The sequence below is a fragment of the Empedobacter sp. UBA5924 genome, from assembly GCF_002431085.1.
Classification (GTDB): Bacteria; Bacteroidota; Bacteroidia; order Flavobacteriales; family Weeksellaceae; genus Empedobacter; species Empedobacter falsenii_B.
Window position 1 is genome coordinate 56,211 of record NZ_DJDM01000017.1, and the last position, 24,906, is coordinate 81,116.

Annotated in this window: 22 protein-coding genes and 2 tRNA genes; 14 read left to right on the forward strand and 10 right to left on the reverse strand. The window is 31.3% G+C overall.

What is annotated here, in order from left to right:
- Positions 1-3: 3 nt before the first annotated feature.
- Entirely contained in the window at positions 4-465 is a 462-nt protein-coding gene (locus tag B3792_RS04055; RefSeq protein ID WP_115001691.1) for a hypothetical protein, read from the forward strand.
- A 6-nt stretch (positions 466-471) separates the two neighbouring features.
- On the opposite strand, the gene B3792_RS04060 is transcribed toward B3792_RS04055, so the two are convergent.
- Positions 472-693, reverse strand: coding sequence for a hypothetical protein (locus B3792_RS04060; RefSeq protein ID WP_115001689.1), 222 nt, complete (start codon positions 691-693; stop codon positions 472-474).
- An 18-nt stretch (positions 694-711) separates the two neighbouring features.
- Positions 712-1,032, reverse strand: a complete 321-nt coding sequence (locus B3792_RS04065) for a hypothetical protein (protein WP_115002126.1) — start codon at positions 1,030-1,032, stop codon at positions 712-714.
- Between the two features lie 107 nt (positions 1,033-1,139).
- Between B3792_RS04065 and B3792_RS04070 the strand changes: the two genes are divergently transcribed.
- The 4 genes from B3792_RS04070 to B3792_RS04085 all read left to right on the forward strand — a co-directional run bounded on the left by B3792_RS04070 (position 1,140) and on the right by B3792_RS04085 (position 3,960).
- Positions 1,140-3,056, forward strand: a complete 1,917-nt coding sequence (locus B3792_RS04070) for an ABC-F family ATP-binding cassette domain-containing protein (RefSeq protein WP_180905128.1) — start codon at positions 1,140-1,142, stop codon at positions 3,054-3,056.
- Between the two features lie 74 nt (positions 3,057-3,130).
- Positions 3,131-3,610 (forward strand): DNA-deoxyinosine glycosylase, encoded by a 480-nt coding sequence (locus tag B3792_RS04075; RefSeq protein ID WP_115001685.1) that lies wholly within the window; start codon positions 3,131-3,133, stop codon positions 3,608-3,610.
- Positions 3,611-3,779: 169 nt separating this feature from the next.
- A tRNA-Gly gene (locus B3792_RS04080) sits at positions 3,780-3,852 on the forward strand.
- Positions 3,853-3,876: 24 nt separating this feature from the next.
- Positions 3,877-3,960: transfer RNA gene (locus B3792_RS04085), tRNA-Leu, on the forward strand.
- Between the two features lie 123 nt (positions 3,961-4,083).
- Here B3792_RS04085 and rho read toward each other — a convergent pair.
- On the reverse strand, positions 4,084-5,721 hold the full coding sequence (gene rho / locus B3792_RS04090; RefSeq protein ID WP_115001683.1) for a transcription termination factor Rho: 1,638 nt from the start codon (positions 5,719-5,721) through the stop codon (positions 4,084-4,086).
- Between the two features lie 175 nt (positions 5,722-5,896).
- On the opposite strand from rho, the gene B3792_RS04095 reads away from it, so the two are divergent.
- From B3792_RS04095 to B3792_RS04110, 4 genes are all read left to right on the forward strand, one after another.
- Positions 5,897-6,310, forward strand: a complete 414-nt coding sequence (locus tag B3792_RS04095; protein ID WP_038332961.1) for a DUF4293 domain-containing protein — start codon at positions 5,897-5,899, stop codon at positions 6,308-6,310.
- Positions 6,311-6,572: 262 nt separating this feature from the next.
- Complete coding sequence (locus B3792_RS04100) at positions 6,573-8,759, forward strand: glutamine synthetase III (protein ID WP_291047146.1); 2,187 nt, start codon at positions 6,573-6,575, stop codon at positions 8,757-8,759.
- Positions 8,760-8,865: 106 nt separating this feature from the next.
- A complete protein-coding gene (gene prfA / locus B3792_RS04105; RefSeq protein ID WP_115001678.1) occupies positions 8,866-9,957 on the forward strand; it encodes a peptide chain release factor 1 in 1,092 nt (363 codons plus the stop codon).
- Positions 9,958-10,227: 270 nt separating this feature from the next.
- On the forward strand, positions 10,228-10,881 hold the full coding sequence (locus B3792_RS04110) for a phosphoribosylanthranilate isomerase (protein ID WP_291068948.1): 654 nt from the start codon (positions 10,228-10,230) through the stop codon (positions 10,879-10,881).
- Between the two features lie 49 nt (positions 10,882-10,930).
- Here B3792_RS04110 and B3792_RS04115 read toward each other — a convergent pair whose 3' ends face one another.
- Both B3792_RS04115 and B3792_RS04120 read right to left on the reverse strand, forming a co-directional pair.
- Positions 10,931-11,341, reverse strand: coding sequence for a hypothetical protein (locus tag B3792_RS04115; RefSeq protein WP_286494769.1), 411 nt, complete (start codon positions 11,339-11,341; stop codon positions 10,931-10,933).
- A 29-nt stretch (positions 11,342-11,370) separates the two neighbouring features.
- On the reverse strand, positions 11,371-11,850 hold the full coding sequence (locus B3792_RS04120) for a WapI family immunity protein (protein ID WP_286494768.1): 480 nt from the start codon (positions 11,848-11,850) through the stop codon (positions 11,371-11,373).
- 352 nt (positions 11,851-12,202) lie between these two features.
- Here B3792_RS04120 and B3792_RS04125 point away from each other — a divergent pair, with 352 nt between their 5' ends.
- A complete protein-coding gene (locus tag B3792_RS04125; RefSeq protein ID WP_291068950.1) occupies positions 12,203-12,886 on the forward strand; it encodes a DUF6261 family protein in 684 nt (227 codons plus the stop codon).
- Positions 12,887-13,035: 149 nt separating this feature from the next.
- Positions 13,036-14,142 (forward strand): TlpA disulfide reductase family protein, encoded by a 1,107-nt coding sequence (locus B3792_RS04130; RefSeq protein ID WP_180905119.1) that lies wholly within the window; start codon positions 13,036-13,038, stop codon positions 14,140-14,142.
- A gap of 74 nt (positions 14,143-14,216) precedes the next feature.
- On the opposite strand, the gene B3792_RS04135 is transcribed toward B3792_RS04130, so the two are convergent.
- The 4 genes from B3792_RS04135 to B3792_RS04150 are packed head-to-tail and all read right to left on the reverse strand — an operon-like array spanning position 14,217 to position 18,929.
- Positions 14,217-15,788, reverse strand: a complete 1,572-nt coding sequence (locus tag B3792_RS04135; RefSeq protein WP_219033731.1) for a DHA2 family efflux MFS transporter permease subunit — start codon at positions 15,786-15,788, stop codon at positions 14,217-14,219.
- Positions 15,789-15,809: 21 nt separating this feature from the next.
- The gene (locus tag B3792_RS04140; RefSeq protein WP_038332984.1) at positions 15,810-17,003 is read right to left on the reverse strand and encodes an HlyD family secretion protein; all 1,194 of its coding nucleotides are present in this window, start codon (positions 17,001-17,003) and stop codon (positions 15,810-15,812) included.
- 11 nt (positions 17,004-17,014) lie between these two features.
- A complete protein-coding gene (locus tag B3792_RS04145) occupies positions 17,015-18,310 on the reverse strand; it encodes a TolC family protein (RefSeq protein ID WP_286494765.1) in 1,296 nt (431 codons plus the stop codon).
- Complete coding sequence (locus B3792_RS04150; RefSeq protein ID WP_280062831.1) at positions 18,300-18,929, reverse strand: TetR/AcrR family transcriptional regulator; 630 nt, start codon at positions 18,927-18,929, stop codon at positions 18,300-18,302. The genes B3792_RS04145 and B3792_RS04150 overlap by 11 nt, the downstream gene beginning before the upstream one ends.
- A gap of 105 nt (positions 18,930-19,034) precedes the next feature.
- Here B3792_RS04150 and B3792_RS04155 point away from each other — a divergent pair, with 105 nt between their 5' ends.
- The 3 genes from B3792_RS04155 to B3792_RS04165 all read left to right on the forward strand — a co-directional run bounded on the left by B3792_RS04155 (position 19,035) and on the right by B3792_RS04165 (position 21,861).
- Complete coding sequence (locus B3792_RS04155; RefSeq protein ID WP_125349609.1) at positions 19,035-20,306, forward strand: DUF2851 family protein; 1,272 nt, start codon at positions 19,035-19,037, stop codon at positions 20,304-20,306.
- Positions 20,307-20,528 carry a PspC family transcriptional regulator gene (locus B3792_RS04160; RefSeq protein ID WP_125349608.1) on the forward strand — a complete coding sequence of 74 codons (222 nt, stop codon included), beginning with the start codon at positions 20,307-20,309 and terminating at the stop codon, positions 20,526-20,528.
- Between the two features lie 133 nt (positions 20,529-20,661).
- On the forward strand, positions 20,662-21,861 hold the full coding sequence (locus B3792_RS04165; RefSeq protein ID WP_291068952.1) for a helix-hairpin-helix domain-containing protein: 1,200 nt from the start codon (positions 20,662-20,664) through the stop codon (positions 21,859-21,861).
- A gap of 84 nt (positions 21,862-21,945) precedes the next feature.
- On the opposite strand, the gene B3792_RS04170 is transcribed toward B3792_RS04165, so the two are convergent.
- Positions 21,946-24,858, reverse strand: coding sequence for a M16 family metallopeptidase (locus tag B3792_RS04170; RefSeq protein WP_291047143.1), 2,913 nt, complete (start codon positions 24,856-24,858; stop codon positions 21,946-21,948).
- Positions 24,859-24,906 lie beyond the last annotated feature (48 nt).

Sequence of the window (24,906 nt, forward strand, 5' to 3'; positions counted from 1 at the left end):
TGAATGAAAAAATTTGACATAAAAATATTTGCAATTCAACTTGTAGCAAGCGTTTTGTTATTTTTAGGAATTCAACAATTTTACGTCTTGGCTGAATTAGATTTGATTGAATTAATTCATTCAATGGGAAAAGATAATTTTGCCTTTTTGGTTAGAAAAAGTGACGAATTCGGAATCAGCGAAAAACTGAAACATTTAGCTACAATGAAAACAATTTTGAGTTTTGTAGGTATTGTTTTGGCGTATATTTTATGTTCAGTAATTAATCATAAACGCAATTACGATTGGAAAATGTCTGTAATTATAGTAGTATTGTGTTTTTTAGTTTTTCAATTCAGATTAATGAACCTTCCAATTAATTTTATTGCAACCAAAAATCTCGCATTGGCTTATTTTGTGCCAGCAACTTTTTCGATTTTAATCAGTTTTGTATTGTATTTTTTGAGTTATCGTTTAAAACCTTAAAAAAAATCAATGCAAAATTCTACAATTAGCATTAATATTTTTAGCTTCTTTTATAAAAGTTAAAGCTAATTGTTCATCGTTAACATCAATTGTTATTGAATGTCCATCTAATAATTTGTCAACATTACTTTTAGCAACTTTTAATGATATTTTTAGTAAGTCAATTTGTAGATGTGTTAAAGTGACTTTTTGAAATCCTTCATTCCAGCCATCAAATATTATCTTCATAAGTGATTTTAAATATTGTTAAAAATAGAAATGAATACTTGTTTTAAGTTCTAATGCTTTATGAAATATATTAATAATATTTTCACATTCAGGATATGTTTTCTTCAATTGATTATAAGTGTTTTCAATTAAAACTAAATTATTAATTTTTTCGTCTTCATAATCGTCAATTATTGAATTACAAGTTTGATTAATTAAATCAAAAACACCTTTCTTCCATAAAATATTAAATTCTGATTCATTTAACCTAATTTCGATTAATTCGTTTGGAGAAGCTGTATCATAATCTAATTTTAATTCAGCTTCTTTATTAATAGGAACAATAATAATTTTACTCATAATCATTAATTGAAAGGTGATTGTTATTTTTAAAACACTTTCACAATATACTACTTATAGTTTTGAGATAAGTTTTCATCTAACAAAAAACATTGTATTTTTGCAAAATGTTATTAGTACAAAATTTAGGAGTTTATTTTGCGGGTAGATATTTATTCGAAAACGTTTCGTTCCGCATCAACAAAGGAAACCGTGTTGGTTTGGTAGGGAAAAATGGAGCAGGAAAATCTACTTTGCTTAAAATTTTAGCCAAAAGTCAGCAATCTTCAGAAGGTGAAGTTGTTTACGAAGGCGACGTTACAATCGGATATTTATCGCAAGATATTGATTTTGTACAAGGAAGAACGGTTTGGCAAGAAGCGGATTCTGCTTTTGAGCAATTGGTTGAAATTCAAGAACGTATTGATTTTGTAAACAAAGAATTAGCTGAAAGAACAGATTACGAATCGGACGAATATGGAAAATTAATTGAAGATATTTCTCATTTAACAGAACGTTTCGGACTTTTAGGTGGTTACACAAAAGATGCTGAAATCGAACAAATTTTAATTGGTTTAGGATTCAAAAATTCAGATTTTCATCGCCCAACAGAAGAATTTTCTGGAGGTTGGAGAATGCGAATTGAATTGGCAAAACTATTGTTGCAAAAACATGATGTAATGCTTTTAGATGAGCCTACCAACCATTTGGATATCGATTCGATTGTTTGGTTAGAAGATTTCTTGAAAGATTATCCTGGAGCTGTTGTGTTGGTTTCGCACGACCGTCAATTTTTGGATAACGTAACTAATCGTACAATCGAAATTGCAAATCGCCACATTTCTGATTTTAAAGCGAATTATACGCGTTATTTAGAATTGCGTGAAGATCGTCGCGAAAAATTAGAGCAAGCACAGAAGAATCAAGAGCAAATGATTAAGCACACGGAAGATTTAATTTCAAAATTCCGTGCAAAAGCTAATAAAGCTTCGATGGCGCAATCATTAATCAAAAAATTAGATAAAATAGAACGCATCGAAATTGAAAATGATGATGTAACGAAAATGAATATCCGTTTTGTGGATGCTGTTCAGCCAGGTAAAATTATTTTCGAGTTAGATGATGTAGGTGTTGCTTTTGGTGATCATCAAGTTTTTGATCATGTTTCTTTTTATGTTAATCGAGGAGAAAAAGTAGCTTTTGTTGGTCAAAATGGTCAAGGAAAAACGACTTTATCGCGTGCGATTATCAACGAACAAGAGCATTCAGGCAAAATAAAACATGGACATAATGTAGAAATCGGATATTTTGCCCAAAATCAAGCACATGTTTTGAATGATAAATTAACGGTTTTAGAAGAAGCAGAAAATTCTGCAACAGAAGAAACACGTAAACATGTTCGCGATTATTTAGGTGCATTTATGTTTGGTGGTGATGCTGTTGAGAAAAAAGTTTCGGTTCTTTCGGGAGGTGAGCGAAATCGTTTGGCGTTGTGTAAATTATTGTTACGTCCATTCAATGTATTAATCATGGATGAGCCAACGAACCACTTGGATATTGTATCAAAAGAATTGTTGAAAAAAGCTTTACAAAAATATTCTGGAACTTTGATTTTAGTATCTCATGACCGTGAATTTTTAGAAGGTTTAGTAGATAAAGTGTTCGATTTCCGTAATGGTCAAGTGAAAGAATATCTTTCTGGAATTGATGATTATTTGGCGCAAATAAAAGCGGGAAGTTTCCGTGAAGTGGAGAAAGGAAATAGTTTGGCTGCACGAAAAGAAGAGAAACCGATTGAGGTTAAAATAGAACAAGCGAAAAGAGTTTTATCTTTTGAGGAAGAGAAAGAGCAAAAACGTCTTAAAAATAGATTGTCAAGAATAGAAACGGAGATTTCTGATTTAGAGACGAAGATTGCCGATTTAGAAAATAAGTTGCATGCAGGTTCGCAAACGCAACAAGAATTAGATAAATACTCGAATCTGAAAAATGATTTAGACAAAAAAATGTTAGAGTGGGAGGAGGTTTCTGAACAAATTATCTAATGATAGAAATAGAAAAAAAAGTGCTACAAACTGTAGCACTTTTTTTGTACATTATATTTTTAGAATAAAACAAAATGCATAAACAATCATTTGCTGCAATTATATCAGAACTACCAAAAACATTAATTCTTGGCTCTTTACCTGGTGATTTATCGTTAGAAGTCAATCAATATTATGGACATCCGCGTAATCGATTTTGGAAAATGATGTTTGAGATTTTTGAGACAGAATTTTCAGAAGATTATGAAATAAGAAAACAACTTATTTTACAGAATAAGTTTGCGCTTTGGGATGTTGCACATTCTGCTGACAGAAAGGGAAGCATGGATGTGGATATGAAAAATGTTTTGCCAAATCAGATTGATGAATTGTTGAATGAATATCCTACAATTGATAAAATAATTTTCAATGGAAAGAAATCAGAACAATTATTTTGGAAATATTTTGATGAAAAAACATCTATTGAGTATATTTCTTTGCCAAGTACAAGTCCAGCTAATGCTCAATTTTCTTACGAACGATTGCTTAAAATCTGGAAAAATGCAATTATTTAAGATGAATTTTTAATGTTCAAAATAATTTAATCAAAAAAAAGTAAAATTATTTTAGTACTTAAAAATATTATGATGAGAAACTTAGCTTTTAATGTAAAATAATTATGAAAAAAATGTTTCCTAAAAGTTTTGTAATTAAAAAAGCTGTTCTATATTTGCACTCACAATCGCGGGAATAGCTCAATTGGTAGAGCGTCAGCCTTCCAAGCTGAATGTTGCGGGTTCGAGTCCCGTTTCCCGCTCTAACTTCTTTCTTAGAAGTGGATGCCTTGGTGGTGGAATTGGTAGACACGCAGGACTTAAAATCCTGTGTCCATTAGGACGTGCGGGTTCAAGTCCCGCCTGAGGTACAACAAAGCTCAAGAATTTATTTTCTTGAGCTTTTTTTGTTATATATTTTTTTCATAAAATAGATTTAAAAAAAACCACCTAAACAACTTTAGATGGTTTTTAAAATTATAAGTTGTAATAAATTACTTATTCATTGAGATTAAAAACTCTTCGTTAGAGCGTGTATGTTTGATACGATCGTGTAAGAATTCCATCGCTTCTACAGGATTCATATCCGATAAATGGTTGCGAAGAACCCACATTAATTGTTGTGTTTTGTCGTCTAATAACAAATCGTCTTTACGCGTAGAAGAACTTACTAAGTCAATTGCAGGGAAAATACGTTTGTTCGAAATCTTACGATCCAATTGTAACTCCATATTACCTGTTCCTTTAAATTCTTCGAAAATAACTTCATCCATTTTAGAACCTGTATCAATCAATGCAGTTGCAATAATTGTTAAAGAACCTCCATTTTCGATGTTACGAGCAGCTCCAAAGAAACGTTTTGGTTTGTGTAATGCATTTGCATCAACACCACCCGATAACACTTTACCAGAAGCTGGCGAAACTGTATTGTAAGCACGAGCCAAACGCGTAATAGAATCTAAAAGAATCACAACATCGTGTCCACATTCTACCATACGTTTTGCCTTCTCTAAAACGATATTTGCAACTTTTACATGGCGATTTGCTTCCTCATCAAACGTAGATGCAATAACCTCTCCGTTTACCGAACGTTTCATATCTGTTACCTCTTCCGGACGCTCATCGATTAATAAAACAATCAAATAAACTTCTGGATGATTTTGCGCAATTCCATTCGCAATATCTTTCAATAACGTTGTTTTACCCGTTTTTGGTGGCGCCACAATCATCCCACGTTGACCTTTACCTATTGGTGTAAATAAGTCAATTACGCGATTTGATAAAGATTTAGAATTACTTAAATTGAATTTCTCGTTAGGGAAAAGTGGAGTTAAATGCTCAAAAGCGATACGATCACGTACATAATCTGGCGTACGACCGTTGATTTCTTTAATTTTGATTAAAGGAAAATATTTTTCACCTTCTTTTGGAGGACGAACCTCTCCTGTAATTGTATCTCCCGTTTTTAATCCAAATAATCTAATTTGAGATTGAGAAACATACACATCATCAGGCGAAGACAAATAATTAAAATCAGAAGAACGTAAAAAACCATAATTATTATCTGGTAAAATCTCTAAAACACCTTCAGTTTCAATAATTCCGTCAAATTCATAATTCGCAGCGCGATATTTATTTTTTTGATTTTGATTATTGTGGTGATTATTTTGTTGAGATTGATCGTTTTGATTACGATTATCAGATTGATTATTTTTCTTCTGATTATTTTGATTATTCTTTTTCAGATCTTGGCTTTTGTTCGCTCGTTCCTGAAATTTATTAACGCGAGGATTATTTTCTTCCTTTTTTTCTGTTTCGGTAGAAGTATTTTCAACTTTTTCAGTTTTTACTTCTTCTGCAACAGCCTCTTTTTGTTGAACTTCTCCTTCCGAATTTTGAACTCGTTTGCGTTTCGGTTTCTTATCTTCTGTAGGTAGATTTTCAGCTTTATCTTTTTTAGCAGGTTTTGTTTCAGCTTTTTCTTCAACCTTTGGTTGGCTGTTGATAAAACCTAAAACTGCGTCTAACAATTCGCCTTTTTTTAATTTCTTATACCCATCGATTTTCAGTTGCTCTGCAACTTGTTGTAAATCTGGTAATTTGAATGATTTTAATTCTTCGATATCAAACATAATCCTATAATGAAGGTATTAATGTGTTTATATTTTTTTTATTCAATAAAGTAATTGGGAATCATAACAATAGAATTGTTATAAAGCGTATAAATTTGAGATTTATTAATGCAATAGTACGAATAATTATAAAAACTCAAAAAGTTTTTTTACATTTGTATTCGAAATTTAAGAAATGATTCAAAGAAAGCAAAGTATATATTTATTCTTAAGTGGAATAATTTCGAGTATATTCGCCATGAATTTTGATAAGCTGTTTGATATTCCATTAAATTGGTTACAAAATCCGGAGAAAGGAGATTACATTTTTTCGTTAGCCTTTTTCTCATCAGCTTTAATTTCATTTTTAACCATTATGTTTTTCAAAAAACGTAAGTTACAGATTAGCTTAGGATGGTTAAACATTATTTTGAATGTTTTATTAATTGGTTCTTTTGTATATTGTCTATTAACATTACCTGGAGAAGGAAATTCTGAGAAAGGTATTTGGGCATTAGTTCCTTTAGCTTCGATTGTGCTTCTGTCAATTGCCAATCGTTTGATTAAGAAGGATGATGATCTTGTAAAATCAGTAGACCGTTTCAGATAGACCAAAAACTTTTTATATTATGAGTGTCTAAAAGCAGTTTCAAGCAATTGAAACTGCTTTTTTCGTTTAAATAAGTTTATTCGAATGTTAAATAAAAATTAATTTTACACTGATGTTTTGAAAATCTAAACTAAAATAAAGGGGTATTGAATTTATTTGTAATGAAATTATAATTTAACCCCTAAAAAAATAGGGGTGTTTTTATTTTATGTTTAATTTTTATTTATTTTTGCATCATAAAACAACACAAAGTAATTTTCTTATGACATCATTTCGTTTTGAAGCACTAAAAGCCGCAAGCAATCGCAAACCGGTAGCTGTTCCTGAATTAGGGAAAAAATCAGAAATTTTTGGAAGCAATGTTTTCAATGACAAAGCAATGCGTCAACATTTAACTTCAGAAGCTTATAAAGCCGTTCGTTCTGCAATGGATTATGGTACTAAAATCGACCGTAAAATGGCAGATTTTGTTGCTTTAGGAATGAAAGAATGGGCGATGAGCAAAGGTGTAACACATTATACACACTGGTTTCAGCCATTAACAGGAACAACAGCAGAAAAACATGATGCTTTTTTCGAAACTTCATTTGATGGAGCAGATCCTGTAGAAAAATTTAGTGGATCATTATTAGTTCAACAAGAGCCAGATGCATCTTCTTTTCCAAATGGAGGAATTCGTAATACATTCGAAGCACGTGGATATACAGCTTGGGATCCAACCTCACCAGCATTTATTTTTGGAACAACTTTATGCATTCCGACAGTATTTGTTTCGTACACAGGAGAAGCTCTAGATAATAAAACACCTTTGTTAAGAGCGCTTTTATCAATTGATGAAGCAGCTACAGAAGTAGCGAAGTTCTTCGATAAAAATGTGAAGAAAGTAACTCCGACTTTAGGTTGGGAACAAGAATATTTTTTAATTGATGATGCTTTAGCGGCTTCTCGTCCAGATATTTTACAAACTGGTAGAACGTTGTTAGGACATGTTTCTGCAAAAGGTCAACAATTAGAAGATCATTATTTTGGTTCGATTCCTACGCGTGTTTTAAATTATATGCGCGATTTAGAAAACGAATGTATGTTGTTGGGAATTCCTGTAAAAACTCGTCACAACGAAGTAGCACCTAATCAATTTGAGTTAGCGCCAATTTTCGAGGAAACGAATTTAGCAGTTGACCACAACTCATTGTTAATGGATGTGATGCAAAAAGTTGGTGAGCGTCATCATTTTAAAGTATTATTCCACGAAAAACCATTCAAAGGAGTTAACGGATCTGGAAAACACAATAACTGGTCGTTAGCAACAGATACTGGAGTTAATTTATTAGCGCCAGGAAAAACACCAAACAGCAATTTACAGTTTTTAACGTTCTTTATTAATACCATCAAAGCAGTTTCAATTTATGAGGAATTGTTACGTGCTTCTATCGCTTCTGCTTCTAATGACCACCGTTTAGGAGCGAATGAAGCGCCACCAGCAATTATTTCGATCTTTATTGGTCAACAATTGACAAAAGTATTGGAAGAATTAGAAGGTGTTTCGACAGGGAAATTATCTCCTGAAGAAAAAACTGATTTAAAATTAAACGTTGTTGGAAAAATTCCAGATGTTTTATTAGACAATACAGATAGAAACAGAACTTCTCCATTTGCTTTTACAGGAAATAAATTCGAGTTCCGTGCTGTAGGATCGACTGCAAACTGTGCAAATGCAATGACAACGTTGAATGCAATTGTAGCAAAACAATTGATCGATTTCAAAAAAGAAGTTGATGCGTTGATTGAAACAGGTTTGAAAAAAGATGAAGCAATTTTCAATGTTTTACGTGAATATATTAAAGAAACAAAGAATATATTATTCGAAGGTGACGGATACAGCAAAGAATGGGAAGAAGAAGCGGCTCGTAGAGGATTGTCAAATCACAAAACAACTCCATCTGCTTTAAAAGCAAAAGTTTCTCAAAAATCATTGGATTTATTCTCGGAACTTAATGTAATGAACAACACAGAAGTTGAAGCGCGTTACGAAATCGAATTAGAAGATTACATCAAGAAAATTCAGATTGAAGGTCGTGTTTTAGGTGATATTGTGAGAAATCATATTATTCCGACAGCTTTCAAATATCAAAACATATTGATCAAAAACATTAAAGGATTCAAAGATATTTTTGGAGATGATTATGAAGAATATGCAGGCGAGCAATTAATTATTTTGAAGAAAATTTCGATGCATGTAAACGAATTAAACGCAAAATTGCACTTAATGATGGATGCACGTAAAGAAGCAAATGTGGTTGAATCTTTAGAAGAAAGAGCACATGCTTATTGTAACAAAGTAAAACCATATTATGATGAAATTCGTTACCATGCTGATAAGTTAGAATTAATGGTCGATAACGAATTCTGGGTTTTAACAAAATACAGAGAATTATTATTTACGAGATAATATTTTTAACAATAAATTACAAAACCGATGAGAAATCATCGGTTTTTTTTATTCAAATTTTCTGAATCCCTTGAGTTATTGTATCTTTGCAATCCAATAAAAGTATATGGCAGATTTAGGTCTATTAGATAAATTAAGAGCAATCAAACAACGTTTCGATGAGGTGGCAGATTTAATCATCCAACCAGATATCGTAACAGATCAAACTCGTTATGCGAAATTAAACAAAGAATATTCTGATTTGAAAGACTTTGTTGAAATGCAAAAACAATACGAAAACTTAATCAATGTAATTGAGGAAGCAGACGAAATTATTCAAGATGGTTCTGATGCTGAAATGGTTGAGTTAGCTAAAATAGAAAAAGACGAAGCAATCAATGCGATTCCACCTTTAGAGGAAGAAATCAAAATGATGTTGATTCCAAAAGATCCAGAAGATGAGAAAAACATCATTGTCGAGTTACGTTCTGGAACAGGAGGAGATGAGGCAGCGATTTTCGTAGAAGATATTTACCGTATGTATTCGATGTATTTCAAAGAAAAAGGATGGAAACACGAAGTATTAAATACTTCTGAAGCATCTGGAAAAGGATACAAAGAGTTGGTAATGCAAGTAGAAGGAAATGCAGTGTACGGAACAATGAAATACGAATCAGGTGTTCACCGTGTACAACGTGTTCCTGAAACAGAATCGCAAGGACGTGTGCATACATCGGCGATTACGGTTGCGGTTTTACCAGAAGCAGAGGAGGTTGATGTAGTGATTAATCCAGCAGATTTGGAGTATCAAACAGCTCGTTCATCTGGTGCGGGAGGACAAAATGTAAATAAAGTTGAAACGAAAGTTCAATTAACGCACAAACCTTCTGGAATTGTAATTGTTTGTCAAGAAGCGCGTTCTCAACATAAGAACCGTGAAAAAGCCTTACAATTATTACGTACAAAATTGTATGAAATCGAGTTCGAGAAAAAACATTCAGAACGTTCTGCTCAACGTAAATCATTAGTTTCGACTGGTGACCGTTCTGCTAAAATTCGTACATACAACTATCCGCAAGGACGTGTAACAGATCACCGTATCAACAAATCAATTTATAATTTGGATAACTTTATGAATGGAGATATTCAAGAAATGATTGATGCATTGAAAATGGCAGAAAATGCAGAAAAATTAAAAGGTTCGGAAGAAGATTTCTAAAATCAATTCTAAATCTTAGATCATACAAAACACTTCAAGAAATTGAGGTGTTTTTTTATATTTAATTCGTTGTTCATTTTGATAATTTTATCAAAAAAAAACGTCTGTTCGAGTGGAATTCTGTAAGAATTTTGTATCGAGAATAGTTTTTTAATGATAAAATTCTATTCTCGATACAATTTTTATTCACTCTGTTTCTAAAAATCACTCGAATTGACGAATTTTTAATTAAAATGAATAATAGGTATATTTAAAAGTAAAATCAATAATATGATGAAAACAAGAGTTAAGATTTGTTGTATTAGTAGCAAAGAAGAAGCACAACAAGCAATAAAATATGGAGCAAATGGATTGGGTTTGGTGGGTAATATGCCAAGCGGACCTGGAGTAATTGGTGATGATTTAATCAAAGATATTACTAAAATTATTCCACCAACATTAGCTTCGTTTTTATTAACAAGTGAAACAACAGCAGAAACAATTATTCACCATTATAAAAAAGTTTATACAAATACAATTCAGTTAGTAGATGAGCTGAAAAACGAAGAATATCAAATTTTGAGAAACGAATTACCTTGGGTAAAGTTGGTACAAGTGATTCATGTGATTGATGAAAATTCGGTAACGGAAGCGGTAGAGAAATCTCAGTTTGTAGACGCTATTTTGTTGGATAGCGGAAATCCTAACTTACAAGTAAAAGAACTGGGAGGGACAGGGCGCACGCACAATTGGGCGATTACCAAAAAAATTAGAGAAGAAATTAACATTCCTCTATTTTTGGCTGGCGGTCTTCATCCTGATAATATTCGTGAAGCGATTGATGTTGTTCAGCCTTTTGGCGTAGATATTTGTAGCGGTGTAAGAACTGATGGAAAATTAGACGAAAAGAAATTAGACGCTTTTTTTAGAGCGGTTAATGGTTAGAAAAATAAAATCCTTGTCAAAGTTTTGAATCTTGACAAGGATTTTTTTTCTAATTTTCTTTGTCGCTTGAGTCTAAAAGGAATTTGTAAACCGTTTTATCTCCATTACTAGTTATTCTTATAATATTGATAGTATCTTTTCTTTTTTTACTATGGAATTTAATATCTCCAATTCTCAAATTGTAAAATCTCATTGAATCGGATAAATCATTATGATTTAATAATTTTCTTTCATTTAATTTTTTTAAGCTCGATGATTGAATATAAATTGAATCATTTGGATTTACATTTCCTATTTTAATCTGTTTGATTAAGTACGTACAAAATACATTTAATTTTAAATCATTTTTGTCAGAAATTTCTTTATATGAGTGAGAATGTGGAGCTCCTGTAATTGCTAAAAAGCAAGAGTTTAAAGTTAAAATAATTAAAATAAAGAAAAGAAAATTGAATATTTTCATATTAGAATACTGTTTAGTCTTATTTTTTATTATAATACATCGTATTTATTAGATATATTAAAATCACCAATTATTGGAAATGCTTTGGTAATTTGATTGAGTTGGTTAATTATATCTTTAAGAAAAGTTTGGTCAAAATCAATATCAAAAGTTAGATTCGCAGAATATATACCCGATTTATCATTACACTCAATACTTGCTCTTAATTTACCAGAACCATCTCCTGAAATATCAATTTTACAATATTTTTCTAAATCAGAAAATATTACTTTTCCATCTAATTTATTATATAAAATTGCGAGCTTTTGTTTAAAATCTTCAAAAGTTATTGTTAGAATTTCAGCTGAATATTTACCTTGAAATGCTCCTCCTTTAACCTCAATATAACAATTAATCCAATTATTATCATAATCAATTTCTGAGTTATAGTTTATTAGATTTTTTGTCGAAATTCTTATAAAATTTCCTTGACTTTTTATTTCAAAAAATAGATTTTCTGTTGAGTTCATTCAGTGTAATGTTTGGAAAGCTTGTATATAACTAATTTCTTGTAAATATAATTGTTTCTAAAATTACATTCGTCTAAAACAAGTCTGTTTGTAATAAACGTAAGATTACATTCATCTAAAACAAGTCTGTTTATAATAAATGTAAGGTTACATTCATCTAAAACAAGTCTGTTTGTAATAAATGTAAGGTTACATTCATCTAAAACAAGTCTGTTTGTAATAAATGTAAGATTACATTCATCTAAAACAAGTTTGTTTGTAATATCTGTAAGGTTATATTGATTAATAATATATTGACTATATTTATAAAACATTAAAAATAAATGAATTATAAACACTTAATTAACCTGTTATGAAAATTAATTTACAAAAATTATCGACAAAAAATCTGGCGACATTAGCGCAGCGAACTATCAACTCTTCTCAAGCCGGAAATTACACCATTGTAGAGAACCACCCTTTGTTGCTGTCGCTTATTGCGAGTTATCAAAACTACGACACGGTATACACAAAGTTGACCTATAGCGGAAAAGGAAAAGAGGTGGCGACAGCGGATAAAGAGAGAGATGTTGCATTTAGTAACATGAAGGCTTTCTTGAATGGTTATCGTAAATTGACTTCTGTCGCGAACTATCAAGATGCGGAAGCTTTGTACAAAGTTTTCCAAATGTTTGGACTGGATTTAGACAGATTGAGTTATTCTGCCGAAACAGCTCAATTGAAGAAGCTTATCGAAGAATTAGAAAAGCCAGATAATACATTGCGTATTATTAACTTATCGCTTGTATCAGCTTTTGATGATTTGAAAACAAAACATACCGATTTTGAGATGTTATTTGCGCAACAAGCAGAGGCTAATGCAGATCTTCGTCAAATATCGAGTGCGTCATCTTCTCGAAAAGAATTGGAACAAGTACTGCGATCTTACCTCAATCTAATTACAGCAATGAAAGATGTACCGGATTGGTCTAATTTGTACCACGATTTGAATGAGATTGTGAAAGCAGCAAGAAATAGTGTGTTGCCTGCAAGTTGAACAAGTAAACAAACGAGCCGAAATTGTAAAAATACTAAACGTTAATTATTGAATAATAAAACCTCCACCCAAATTGCTTGGGTGGAGGTTTTTTTGAGATGATTTTTCGAAATATTTAATTAGATTTATAAATAATTAACTACATAATAATGACTAAACTATTAACACTAATTATCTTATTTGTTTTTACAAACTTATTTGCTCAAAAACAATTTACTATTTCTGGAAAACTTGATGGATTTGATGAAAATGCATTGGTCAAAATAAGTATTAATAATGCTCCTATTGATAGTGTCGTATTAGTTAAAGGGGGTTATAAATTAGAAGGAAAATTAAAAGAGGTTCCATCTTCGGTTTATATTACAGTCAAAAATGGAAAAGATTATCATTCTGCACTTCTTTTTATTGGTAATGAAAAAATTACACTAAATGCCACAAAAAAAGATTTTCCTTATGATGTAAAAACTTCTGGATCTGAGTATGACGAGATGAGGTATAAATATGCTCAGTTTGATAAAGATTATACGATAAAACGACGAGAATTTTTAACTGATATGATGTCGCTTCGTGAACAAAATAAATGGAATGATAGTTTACAAAAAGCATACTGGGGTAAAGTAGAACCTTATGGTAAAATAACTGCATTAGATAATGAATTTGCAAAGAATAGTCTTCAATTTTATCAAGATAATATAAATTCATACTATACACTTTCATTAGTTAATTCATACAAGACAGAATTGTCAAAAGAAGTTTTAATTGATTTGATGAATAAGTTAGAATCTAAATATAAAAAATCAGCCTATTACAAATCTATCATGACAGATATTAATACAGAAAAGTTAAATATTGGCGACAGTTATATAGATTTTATGGCGTATAATCAATCAAATAAAAAAGTTAATTTTTCAGATTATTTCAAAGGAAAATATGTGTTATTAGATTTTACAACTTTTTATTGTGGATTCTCTTTAGAATCTATTCCTGTTTTAGATCAAATAAAGACTAATAATCTTGATAAGTTAGAAATTGTAAGTTTCTATGTAGATAAAGAAGAAATTGGTTATAAAAACTTTCTTTTAAAACATGCAGAAGATTGGATTTCGCTTTGGGATAAAGAAGGTAGAACAGGAGGTACTTATACAAAATACAAGATTATCGGTACACCAACTTTTTATCTTTTTAATCCAGAAGGAAAACTTATTCTAGCAGATTTTGGATTAGATGAAAAGAAAATTACAGAATCAATCAAATAAAAAAAATCCATCCCAATAAATTGAGATAGATTTTACATTTATAAAAAACTGAAAATTAAAATAATTATTCTTTTTTAATGTCCTGCACTGATTACTTTACCTGCTCCTTTTTTGATAAAGAACAGAATAAATGGAATACAGATTAGGAAAACTACACCCAAATACAAGAAAACATCCATATAAGTTAACACAGTTGCTTGTTTGGTAACTTGTAAATCGAGTAGGTTATAGGCTTTATTTAATGCTTCATTTGGGGCAAAACCTTTACTAATGAAGCTCATTTGTAAATTCTGAATATGTTTTTGTACATCAAAATCGGATGTATCAAGATGCGAAACTAAATTTGTTCGGTGTCCAACTGTCCAACGAGAAATAAATGTTGTAATAATCGCGATACCAAAAGATCCTCCTAACTGACGCATCATTCCTGTAAAGGCAGCTCCTTCACCAATTTGTTGCCCTCTCAAACTTGAAAGTGAAAGTGTGGTAACAGGTACAAATAATAATCCCAATCCAACTCCACGAACAATTAATGGCCAAAAGAAATGCTCGGAACCTGTGTCTGGTGTTAAGATTTTGTATGACCAAAAACTGTAACAGAAAAAGATAAAGAATCCTCCTGCAACCATGTATTTTGGTGGTACACCTTTTTGTAACATTGTTGCGATGATTGGCATCATGAATGCAGTCATCAACGACGAAGGAATTAATAATAAACCTGCATCAGTTGCAGTCCATCCTAAGATTGATTGTGTATAAATTGGAATAATGAATGTCGATCCATATAATCCAAATCCTAAGATGAAGGATAAAATAGTACCAACTGCTAAGTTGCTATCTTTCAGTACACGTAAATTTACAATTGGATGTTTGAAAACTAATTCTCGCCAAACAAATAAAATGAATCCGAAGAAACTTGCGATACTCAAGGTTACAATTGTCGAATCTGAGAACCAGTCGTCTTGTTGTCCGTGTTCTAATACATATTGTAACGATCCAACTGCAATGGCTAACAAAATAATTCCCAAGAAATCGACTTGACTTAGTTTTGATTTCTCTGCATATTTTGGGCTACGAACAAATGATATCGTTAACAATACGGCAATAATCCCGATCGGAATATTGATGTAAAATATATATGGCCAAGACCAATTATCAATAATATAACCTCCTAAAGGCGGACCAAGCGTAGGACCAACAATAACTCCCATTCCATAAATTGCCTGCGCTAAACCACGCTTTTCGGGTGGATAACTTTCGGTAATGATGGTTTGCGAAGTTACCAACAGTGCTCCACCACCAAGTCCTTGAATAAATCGGAACAAGATAATTTCCCACAACGTTGTTGCATTTCCACAAAGAAATGAGGCAACTGTAAAAATGATAATCGAAGCCGCAAAATAATTGCGTCGTCCAAATTGTTGCGACAACCAGCTGGTCATCGGTACTACAATTACATTGGCAATTGCGTAAGCGGTAACCACCCACGCAATATCAGTTAAAGAGACACCCAAACTACCTTTCATGTCATTCATCGCAACGTTAACAATTGTTGTGTCAACAATCTCTAACAATGCACACATGATGGCGGTAATGGTGATGATTACACGTCTTGCACCATATTCAACTAAATTATTTTCTTCCATAATTTTTCTGAATAGGTGTTATTACTTTGCAGAAGTATTCGATTTTAAAAGAATATCAGCTTCCACGTTCATACCTGGACGAATCATTTTCAACATTTCGTCTTTTTGATCGATAAATTCGATTTTAATAGGAAGACGTTGAACTGTTTTTACGAAGTTACCAGACGCATTATCTGGAGGTAATAACGCAAATTTAGCACCAGTTGCAGGAGATAAAGACGTTACTTTCGCTTTGAATTCGTGGTTTGGATATGCATCTACTTTGATGATGGCTTCTTGTCCAACTCTAATTTTTTCTAATTGAGTTTCTTTGTAATTTGCCACAACCCAAATATTATTTGTAGTCACAATATTAAACAAAGATTGACCAGCTTGAACCAATTGTCCTGGTTGTAAATTAATTTTAGAAACTTGTCCATCTTCAGCTGCAATTACATACGTATAAGACAAATATAATTTTGCATTATCGATGTTTGTTTTGCTTTGACCTATTGCTGCTTCCGCTACTTTTATTTGTGCTTTTGAAGCATCAGCTTGCGCTTTCGAAGTGTTCACTTGTTTTGCTGTAGCTTGCGCTTGTTTTGCTGTAGAAGCTAATTGAGCACGAGAAACACCTAATTGTTCTTGTACAATTCGCAATTGCTTTTCAGCTGTTTCTTTTGCTGCTAAAGCTTGCTCGTATTGTTGTTTTGTGATCGATTGATTTTGGTATAATTTATTGTAACGATCAAAATCATTTTTCGTTCTCCAAACTTGTACTTTTGCTGCTTCTACATTTGCTTGAGCTGTATTAACACTTGCTTGAGCTGTTTCGATTGTTGTATTTGCTGCAACAGCACCAGCTTCTGTCACTCCAATTGCTGCACCAGCTTGAGAAACACCTGCGTGAGCAACTCCTAATTGACCTTCTGCTTGTAATAAAGCATCTTGCGATTGTTGCAATTTCAAGGCAAATTCAGATCCGTCCAAAACAACTAATGTATCACCTTTGTGAACCATTTGGTTATCTTCTACTAAAATCTTCTGAATGTATCCTGAAACTTTAGGTATAACAGGTGTTATTTTTGATTCAATTTGTGCATCATCAGTAATTTCGTGCGCTTGTCCGTGTAAATATTTATAAACTCCATATCCACCTCCAAGGATGATTAATGCTCCTAAAACGATGATAAATTTTGAATTTATTTTTTTCTTTTCTTGATTATTTTCTTCCATATCGAGAGGTGTTATTGTACGTTTTCTAATAAAATTCCTGTAGTATAGTAATATTCGTAGATCGCTAATTGTTCGTCAGCATCTCCGACAACTTGATTGATTTTTGCTTGCAATTGTTGTACATCTGCTTCTAATAAATCGTCTGTATCAGCCAATCCGTTGTCATTTTTATCTTTTACAATTCTGTAGTTTTCGTTCGCTTGTTCTACAGCTTCTTTGTAAACATTATTTTTCTTTTTTGCTAAATCATACTTTTGAAAAGCTTCGTTCATTTCAACTTTAGCTTTATCAATTGTCGTTTCTTTTTGCATCTCATTTTCTAATTTCTGAGCTTTTGCAATTTCAACTTCTGCTTTATTTTTATACAAAGAAGATAAATCATATTTCAATCCAACACCAACATTTGTTGCATTTGTAACCGAAGCAACTTTATCAATATCCATCGCAATATATCCAGCTGAAACCGCTAATTGAGGGTAATAAGCTGCTTTCGCAATTTTGATTTGACTATCAGCAATCTGATTTTTTACATCATATGATTTAACATCTGTACGATTGACGTAATCTTGAGAATTTTGATTGATGGTTTTCAAGGTTTCTACATTATCAACATGAACGATTTTACTTTCGTCTTGTCCAGTCAATAAATTCAATCGGTAATTAATGTTTTTGTATTGCGTTTCGGCTTCATCAATTGCAACTTGCACATTCGATGCTTGTAATTTTGCTCTCAACAAATCATTTCTCGCGATGATTCCGTTATCCAAAAAGTTTTGAAAATCTTTCACACGTTGATTTGCTCTCACTAAGTTTTCATTCAAAACATCGATAGAACGTTGCGTTTTGTACAATCCAAAATATAAATTAATAGCTTGCCAAACCACATTTTCTTTTGTTGCTTCGATTTGTAAGTTTGATAAATCAACCATCAATTCACTGCTTTTGATTGCATTTTTAATTTTAAATCCAGCAAAAACAGGGACAGAAGCACTTGCTTGTCCTAATAATAATTGGCTCGGTTCAACTCCCATTCCTCCACCAGAAGATTGCATCGGAAGTTTGATGTCTACATTTGTTGTCGTAAACAAATGCATGTATTGTCCACTCAACGAAATGTCTGGTAAACGATTGTTTTTCGCGCTTTGTACTTTATACTCACTTGTATTTTTAGCAGCTTCGGCAACTTTCACAGATTTGTTGTTCTGCAAACTTTGTTGAATAACTTCCTGCAAAGAAACGTTGGTTTCCTGCGCATGAGCGAAAGTAGCAACAACTAAACAAATCGGTAAGAAAATTTTATTTTTCATCGTATAGTAAAATTGCTTTTAAAGAATCTATTAAATAAGGGTAATATTCTTCGTGAATATGTTCTGTAAACTCTTCATGAGAAGATAATCCCCATTGTTTCATATATGTTTTTTCGTTCAAAATCAAATAAGATGTTCCACCAATAACTACCATTACAACAGCTTCGGCAGGAGCTTTTCTTTTAAAAACGCCTTCAGAATATCCTTCACTAATAATATTTGTGATATATTCTAAATTTTTTGTTTTTAAGTCATTGACTTTACAATCAATTTCTAAAATTGAATCTCTTTTCGAATATTCTCTTGCCATAATTCGATGAAATTCAGGTTTATCCAAAATTCTATTCAAATAAGCTTTTAGGATTGACTGTAACTTTTCAAATGGAGAAAGTGTAGAATTTTGTGAAATTGAGGCCAATGATTCATTGAAAGTTGTGATACGCCAACTAAATAAATTCTCGACCAATTTATCTTTTGATCCAAAATAATAGCTAATCATCGCAATATTAATGTTTGCTTCTTTTGCAATTTCTCGAACACTTGCAGCATCAATTCCTCGTCTTCCAAAAACTCGTTCAGCCGCGCCCAAAATTTCTATTTGCTTCTCACTTAATTTCATCTTATAAAAATTGAACGCGCAAAGTTAAACAAACGTTTAATTAATTTAAAAAAAATAAGTATTTATTTTAATGATTTTTTATAATTCATTGATTAACTTTTGTCTATGAAAGAAATTTTTCTACATCATATTTGGAAATTGAATCAATTTTCACATCAAAGCTTACAAACTTTTCATGGAGATTTCATTGAAATTGTGAAAGTTGGAAAGTTAAACCATCATGCTGGGCCAGATTTTTTGGAAGCAGAAATCATCATTGGCGATAAATTGTGGATTGGAAGTGTCGAAATGCATGTCAATTCTTCGGATTGGAATTTTCATCAACATTCGAATGATTTATCGTATCAAAATGTGATTTTGCATGTTGTATGGAATCACGATTGTGAAGTTGATATTTTGCGTCAACGTAATGTACAAACTTTGATTTTACAAGATTTTGTAAAACCGGAAATTGTTTTTAATTATCAAAATATTATTAATTCTAAGTTGGATAAAATTTATTGTGAAGAATTTTTAGATTCAATTGATTTGAAGCAATTTTCTTTTTGGTTTGAACGAATTTTAATCGAACGTTTCGAAGAAAAAACAAACGATATTGTACAAATTTTAGAACACAATAATTCCAATTGGGAAGAAACATTGTTCAAAAGTTTGGCAAAGAATTTTGGATTAAAAGTTAATGTAGAAACTTTTGAGATTTGGGCAAATTCTTTTCCGTTCAAAGTTTTGCAAAAAATACAATTTAATGCCCAAAAAGTTGAAGCCTTGTTTTTTGGACAAGCCAGTTTTTTAGAAGAAAACTATGAGAATGATTATTCTAAGCAATTAAAAAACGAATATCAATTCCTGAAAAATAAATATCAATTAGAATCAATTGAAAATAGTTTGTTCCGATTTTCGAAAATGCGACCAATTGGTTTTCCGACGATTCGTTTGGCGCAATTAGCATCGATTTATGTGAATTATCAAAGTTTGTTTTCTGAAATTATTCAGCCAAAAAATTTGAAAGAATTTTATAAAATCTTCGAAAATTTGGAATTAAATTCTTTTTGGGAAACGCATTATACATTTAAGAACGAATCAAAATTTCAACTCAAAAATCTTTCAAAAGATAAAATAAATAATTTGCTCATCAATTCTATTATTCCGATTCGTTATGCTTTTGAGCGACAAAAAGATGAGGTAGAAATTGATTTTTATTTGGATTTATTAAATGAAATGGAAGCGGAAAATAACTCGATTTTAGATGAATTTGAACGAATTGGTTTTGAAAATAAAACCGCAAAAGATTCTCAACAATTAATTCAACTTAAAAAAAGATATTGCTCCGAAAAAAAATGTTTAAATTGCGCTATCGGACAACAAATTTTACGTTAAATGAAAGATCAAATTAGGAATTTTACTGAAACAGAATGGTTTAATGTGATTTCGCGATTTGCAGACAAATTGGGAATTCGCGTTGCAAAATTACGTTTGATTTTCATTTATTTAACCTTTGCAACTTTCGGTTTAACCTTTATTGGTTATTTTATTATGTTATTCTTTTTTTGGGTAAAAGATTGTTTTGTTATCAAACGAAAATCGGTTTTTGATTTGTAAAAAATATTTACAAATACTTAAAACCTTTTATTAATTTTAGATTTCTTAATTTGTTAAATATTTGATGGTTATGTCGTTTTCGATATCGTGAGTGTTTGATAAGGATATTATTTTCACTTCTTTTCCAACCAAGATGAAATATTTAAAAAAATCTACTTTTTACCTGAATAAATCGCAAAGATTTGGCTTGTATTTATTATTTGTTTTGATTTTGTTATTTGAGATTTTTCAACATATTTCAGTTGAAAAAGAAACATATCAATTATCAGAAGCAGATAAAGCTTTGCTAGCAAATTATCAAAAAACTCCGAAAAATTATACATTTAATTCTACTTCAAATAAACAAGTAAAAGATTCAATCAAACCCTTTAACCCAAACGAATTATCTTTAGAAGATTGGATGAATTTAGGGTTTTCGGAACGTCAAGCCGAAGTCATTTTGAAATATAAAGGAATTGTTGGTGGAGAATTTACATCGAAAGAACAGCTTAAGAAATGTTATGTTATCGATGAAGGAAAGTATAATGAATTAGCTCCTTTTGTTCTTTTACCAGAACAATCTAAATCGAGTTTTATAGATTATTCATCACCAAAAACTAAAATAGTTTACAAAAATTTCAATCCAAATGATTTGCCACAACAAGGCTGGGAAAAACTTGGTTTTTCGCCAAAACAGGCAGAAATAATCATGAAATATAAACAGATTGTTGGAGGAAAGTTTACCTCGAAAGAGCAATTGAGGAAATGTTTTGTGATTGATGATGCGAAATATGCAGAGATGAAAACGTATATTTTGTTACCAGAAAAATCAAAGGAAGATGAAAAAAATGAGAAAAAACAAAGTGGTAAAAAGATTCAATATGTAAAATTTAATCCAAATAGTTATTCTGAAAATGATTGGCAAAAAATAGGTTTTTCGTCTAAACAAGCTGCTTCAATTATGAAATATAAAAATATTTTGGGAGGTCAGTTTAAATCGAAAGAACAATTGAAAAAATGTTATATGATTTCGGACGAAAAATATGCAGAAATGGAATCTTATATTGATTTACCTGAAAATGTAATTTATAAAGCTGAGCAGCCAAAAGTTGAACAGTCAAAAAGTGAAGATAAAGTAGCAGAAAAAATAGAAATAAAAGGTAAGTTTAATCCAAATAATTTGAGTCATGAGGATTGGATGAAACGTGGTTTCACAGAGAAACAAGTAAATACGATTCTTAATTTTAAACGTTCGTTAGGTGGGAGTTTTAAAGATGCAAAAACATTGAAAAGATGTTATGCGATAAGTGAAGAAAAGTTTAGGGAAATTGAGCCTTATTTGGTTTTTGAGTGATTATTCATTCATAGGTTAGTTTTTAAAATAAACGCGTTATAGGATTTCCTAAACGCGTTTATTGGTTTTTATAATTTCTGATTATTAGTAGTTAAACAGCTCTTCTAACGTTAATTCTTTTACTTGTCCAAGTTTTTCAACAGATGGCCAATCTAAGTTTTCTTTCTTACCAATTAAACCAACATTGAAGTTTTGACCTTTGATATGTTTTTGGAAAAATTGATCCAATTGTTCTAATGTTAATTTAGATGTTTGATCGTAAATATCTTTATTGATATCATAATTTAGACCTTTATCTTGTAATGATAACCAATAAAAGAACACATTTGCTTTTGTATAACGACTTGTAGCGATTTGCTTAAGTGCTGCTTGTTTAGAATTATTGAATTGATTTTCTGCTTTTGGCATATTATTCATTAATTCTTTCATTGCGTCAACAGCTTGTGGCAATTTGTTTGCTTGTGTTCCAATTACAGCTCTTACATAATTGTAATTATCTTTTTTATTTGCATTAATGTAATAAGAACCAGCAGAATAAGCCAATGATTTAGACTCGCGAATTTCTTGGAAAACGATAGATGACAAACCTCCACCAAAATACTCATTGAAAATTCCTGTAGATGTCAACAAAGTTGGATCATATTTAGTATCACGAGCAAAGAAATTAATTTCCGCTTGTACCATATCGTAAGGAGCAAAATATACTTTGCCATCTGTAGCTGGTTGTGGATATTCTTTTTTCTTAGGATAATCTAAATTTTTCCCGAAATTATGATTTTGTTCAATTGCTTTTTTCGTTTCCGCTTCATTATTTCCGTAATAGAAAATTTGGTGCTTGTAATTAAAGAAATCTTTGATGATTTGCGTTAATTCTTTTGGATCAATAGCTTTCAAATCAGCTTCAGAAATAATATCTCTCGAGCGATTATTTGGTCCATATTGCGCATAAGTGTTCAACAAAGAAGAAATCACGTTTTTGTTCTTTTTTGAATTTTCTCTTGATTTCAAGATTGTTTTCACATATTCTTGGTAAGATTCATTATTTGCAACGGCATCACTTAAAAGATGTTCAAATAATTTGATTCCGCTTGTTAAGTTCTTTTGTAAACCTGTGATATAAACAGAAGTTCTTTCTGTACCAGGATTAACTCCATAATCAACACCAATTTTATAAAACTCTTTTTTCAAGTTTTCTGGCGAATATTTGGACGTTCCTAAATAATTTAAGTAATTAATCGCTAAACCAAGCTTTTTGTTATTGTCTGATCCCATATCCGCGATATAGTAAACAGAGCTAATATCGTTTGTCTTGTTCTGAATCGAAGTGAATTTTGCATTCTTGATTTTACTTTCGTTCAATTCTTTTTTGAAGTCAACAAAAACTGGTTTAATCTCACTTGATTTAATCTTCATGAAATCTTTGTACCAAGTAGATTCAGCATCACGATTCAATTGAATTGGCGTAATTCCAGGATTCGAAACACGTACCAAATCCTTGTTTTCACCTTGACGTTTGTAAACAATTACATAATTATTCGTATAATTATTCTTTGCAAAGTCCATTAGTTCTTGCTTTGTTACACGACCCATATCATCGTATTGATCGACAACTTCTGCCCAAGGAACATCATTGATATATGATTTGTACAAACTTGCTGCTAAAGAACGAGTATTTTCCCAGCTTTTCATACGAGATTTTCTTAAATCATTTACAACTGCTTCTATCATCCAATCATCAAATTCCCCTTTTTTGATTTTTTCAATCTGAGCAATTAATAAATCACGTACTTCTTCTAAACTTTGTCCCTGTTTTGGAGATCCAGAAAAAGAATGCATACCATAATCTCTAAAGAAAGAAGAAGAGCTTCCTGCTCCTAATGTTTTTTGCTGTTGATTGATATTTAAGTCGATTAATCCAGCTGTAGAATTACTTAAAATATAATCAATTAATGTTACATATTTTGCATCAGAACTTTTTGCTCCGTTAAAACGGTAAGCAAACTGAACACGTTCCGAAGATGGACTAAAAACTTCGCTTGTTACAATTGTTTTAATCGGCTCTTCTTTTGCAACATATTGTGCAGGAGCTGCTTTTGTAGCATAATTTCCAAAATATTTGTCAATCATTGGAACAGCCGTATCAAAATCGAAATCACCAATCAACATCACAGCCATATTGCTCGCTACATAATATTTATCGAAATAATTATGAATTGCAACCATTGATGGATTTTTTAAATGTTCTGAAGTTCCAATAGTTGTTTGTGTTCCGTAATGCGATTTTGGAAACAATGTTTCCATCATTTTATAAAAAACTAAACGTCCATCATTGTCTTGTGAACGATTAAATTCTTCGTAAACGGCTTCTAATTCAGTATGAAAAAGACGTAAAGTTAATTCACTAAAGCGCTCAGATTCTACTGTTAACCATTTCTCTAATTCATTATTCGGAATATTATTATGATAAATTGTTTCTTCTAAAGATGTATGTGCATTAGTTCCTGATGCTCCCAAAGATGAAATTAATTTATCGTATTCGTTTGCCACAGCATATTTGGATGCTTCTTGCGAAACTTGATCAATTTTTTTATAGATTTCTACTTTTTTTGCAGGATCTTTTTCTGCTTTGTGCTGTTCGTATAAATCTGAAATTTGTTGGATCAAAGGTTTTTCAACAGCCCAATTTTGTGTTCCAATTTTAGAAGTTCCTTTAAAAACCATATGCTCTAAGTAGTGAGCCAAACCAGTATTGTCTTCTGGATCGTTGTTAGAACCTGTTTTTACAGCTATATGAGTTTGGATTCTTGGTTCGTCTTTTATTTGAGCCAAATAGATTTTCAAACCATTTTTTAGCGTATAAATTCTTGTATTCGAAGGATCATTTTCTACCATTTCGTAGGTATATCCTTTATTGTCAGTTTTTTTCACTGTTTTTAATTGTGCGTGAGTAAATACAGAACCAAAAATGATTCCGCAGATCAAAATAGATTTCCTCATGTATTAATTTTTTAAGTTGCTTAAAAGTAATACATTAAAACGAATAAG